This is a genomic window from Aliivibrio sp. S4MY1 (assembly GCF_028765545.1).
GTDB lineage: Bacteria > Pseudomonadota > Gammaproteobacteria > Enterobacterales > Vibrionaceae > Aliivibrio.
Genome location: NZ_JARACP010000045.1, coordinates 1 through 3241 on the forward strand (window position 1 = coordinate 1; position 3241 = coordinate 3241).

The window sequence follows — 3241 nt, forward strand, 5'->3', positions numbered from 1 at the left end:
TACAGCAGAATAGATTAAGGAGGTAGTATGACAGAAGTGGAATTTATTGAATCTTTACAAGAGAGAGATCTAGATGGTATTGACTCTGAGTTTTCATTTTCAACTCGAGAGTTAATTCGAAAATATGATGCTGATGGTGCTCACCTAAATCGCTGGTGGGTAATGACTCCGGTTACATGGAAATGTCCGTCTTGTTGTAGAACTAAAGACCAAATAGTAAGGCTTAATAAGAATAAATATTTAACATGCCAACTTCATGAGCATCATGATCATATGAAAGATGTAGTTAAGGAGCTTTTTGAGAGTTTCTCAATAAAACAGGAAGTTATAGTAGCGGATGCATTATCAGAAAAATTTGCTATAAAAACCGCATTCTCCTTATCTGCTTATGACAATACTGTTGTTTGTTTTGATTGTAATAAAGCAGATGCCGATGCAAAGAAAATAGTCCAAGCGCATCGATATTTTTCTTTTTCACCTAAGCAGATAGGAGAGTTTGTTATTGTAACTCCAAATGAAGATCACAGGATTGATCCGATTAAAGCTATGCAGGTGTGGAAAGAAGCAGAATCTATATTCACAATACGTATGCAAATGGCTGAAAAATTTGCTCGTATCGCAGCAGAAAAAAAAGATTGGTATCAACCTTCGCTAGAGACAGCTACAAATATTGTAAGGAAAGCAAGGTGGCATTTTGAACGACATGGGGTTACAAAAATCAACAAATATGAACCAGAAAAAGTTCTGTATACACCTGAGCCCTTCAAAGGAAAAAACTCTTCATGGCGAGAGAAAAATAACCCTCAAATTTGGCAAAAGCCTAATTCTAAGCAGTTAGAGCACCTCGCATCGACAAGAGGGAAGTTTTGGAATAGGTATCAAGCTAATTGGGTTTGTCCATGTTGCAACAGAAATAAATTAACTTGCGTCCGTCCATCTAAAAAGAATGCCTGGGTGCTTGAGATTAAATCAGGTCCAATGTTTGATGTGGTTTCTTCAGAAGTAAATTATCAAGCAGAGCCTATGTGTATTGATTGCCTCAATACAGCACTAAACCTAGGGCGAGAAGCAATGAAGGAAACAGGCATTAATATTGATTTTCCTAGTTCAGTAATTTGTATAGAAGTGCTAAAGCAAATTATTTTAATTCGGCCTCATTCGCAGCATAACTATCTGAATGAGAAAATAAATTCTGTTATACCAATGTTAATGCAACGAGTTAAAACAATTGCTGCAATAGAAGAGGTGCAACGTGAGAATAGTCGTAAGAGATTGGAAGAGTTTAATTTAAATCGTAAAGCTGCTGTATAACAAATGCATCAACACGATTTGCTACATTCGGCATTCTAGGTTTCTTTGAGTTTACCGTATTAAGTGGTAAATTTGAGCTTAATCTGCATGGTAGCAAACGTGTTATGCAGGCGTTATGTGTTTGTTTTATATAGTAGTAATTTTTAAGATCATAGTTGGGAGTAAGCAATGACAAAATACAATGATGAGTACTATATTGCTTTTCGTCCAAATGATGACACTCAAGTTCATATAAAACCAGATAAACGAACAGCACTTAGAAAGTACCATTACAAAAAATTAGAAAATGGAGGAGACCCTTTATTTTTTACTAATGGTTTTAGTGAGGAGGAGAAAACTTCCGATCTATTAACTGATTTAGTTGTAGATACCTCTGGTTTATTGATAAATAAAAAACTTAAAGACGAATTGAGTCAATATACTATCGATGGTGTCCAAATCTATCCTTCTATCTATATTGATAATGCCAACAATGACCATGGAAATTATTGGTATTTGGGTTTATATACTGAGTTAAATTGCCTTGATCTTACTCGGTCAAAAATAGAAATATTTGATTTCGATGACGACGATGATGATGACTTCCTTGAAGTTAAGCAATATTACTTGAATGAAGCCGTGCTAAATCATATTAATGAAGAAAGTCGATTGATATTTAAAGTTGCAAATTGCTCTAAGAGTTATTTGTTTTTTCATAAAAGTATTGTCGAATTCATTTCAAAAGAAAACTTTTCAGGTGTTAACTTTATTAGAGTTTCTGACTTTAATGAAGGAGACCAGTTTTAAATCAGTATATGTATTTACACATAACAATCGCATCAACACGATTTGCTACACTCGGCGTTGTCAGTTTTCCTTTAGTTTCAGTGATTAAGGCGTTAAAAATCAGCTAGGTCTGTATCGTAGCAAACGTGTTATGCAGGCGTTATAACGCAGGAGGAATAATGGAATATCTCGCTTTTAAAGAAAAGCATTACGCGACTGCAAATGAACTTTGGGACGCTTTAAGTCCGACTCAGTCGTTCTTTAAAGAACCTTATAATATAATTTATCGTGGGCAAGCAGATGCTAATTGGGGGTTAATACCTTCATTATTACGTAACGAAAATACAAACCCTCTTTTAAGGTTTATGGGTAGAAGAACCAAAGCTGATGAATTGGTTTTCACAGAGATTCGTTTACTTGAAGAGTTTACTCGTTATTGTGACAATATCGGAGTTCGTATACCAAATGACAGTATAGACTTTCGAAATGATATATTAAGCTCAGGAGTTCAAGGTGTTTATTATATTCAGCCTGGGCTTTGGCCTAACCCTAAGTTGATAGAGTTAATGGCTTTAGCACAACATCATGGTGTACCAACTCGATTGTTAGATTGGACACGACAACCTTATGTTGCTGTATATTTTGCTATGTCGAGTGCAATGTCTAACTTTAAGAAGTGGACTGAAGGTAGTGAAATTGCCATATGGTTATTTAATACTGAATGCATAAATCATTATCAAAATGTCAATTTGGTACAAGTTCCAGGTAGTACATCTCACCATGTTTCCGCTCAGTCAGGATTATTCACGGTGCACCCACATTCTGGTTATCGAGATGATGAATTTGAAATTAAAGGATTAGAACTTGAATTTATGACTTCACCAAATACTCCTTTGCTTAAGCTGACTCTTCCAGTTAGTGAAGTATTAAGCTTGTATCAATTATGTTTAAAGGCAGGCATTAATGGGGCTACGATTTATCCAAGTGCAGACGGGGCAGGTAAGGCTGTTCAAGATTCAATAAACTCATGGGAACTTAGTGAGTAGCGTTATAACAAATGCATCAACACGATTTGCTACACTCGGCGTTGTCAGTTTGCCTTTAGTTTCAGTGATTAAAGCAGTAAAATTCAGCTAGGTCTGTATAGTAGCAAACGTGTTATGCA

General features: G+C 35.5%; 3 protein-coding genes. All 3 read left to right on the forward strand.

Annotation, left to right across the window (positions count from 1 at the left end; genetic code table 11):
• Nucleotides 1–27: 27 nt before the first annotated feature.
• The 3 genes from PVK71_RS20145 (at nucleotide 28) to PVK71_RS20155 (ending at nucleotide 3122) form a co-directional block, all read left to right on the forward strand.
• The gene (locus PVK71_RS20145) at nucleotides 28–1311 is read left to right on the forward strand and encodes a hypothetical protein (protein WP_274421106.1); all 1284 of its coding nucleotides are present in this window, start codon (nucleotides 28–30) and stop codon (nucleotides 1309–1311) included.
• Between the two features lie 168 nt (nucleotides 1312–1479).
• The gene (locus PVK71_RS20150; protein WP_274421105.1) at nucleotides 1480–2097 is read left to right on the forward strand and encodes an imm11 family protein; all 618 of its coding nucleotides are present in this window, start codon (nucleotides 1480–1482) and stop codon (nucleotides 2095–2097) included.
• A 158-nt stretch (nucleotides 2098–2255) separates the two neighbouring features.
• Complete coding sequence (locus tag PVK71_RS20155; protein ID WP_274421104.1) at nucleotides 2256–3122, forward strand: FRG domain-containing protein; 867 nt, start codon at nucleotides 2256–2258, stop codon at nucleotides 3120–3122.
• Nucleotides 3123–3241 lie beyond the last annotated feature (119 nt).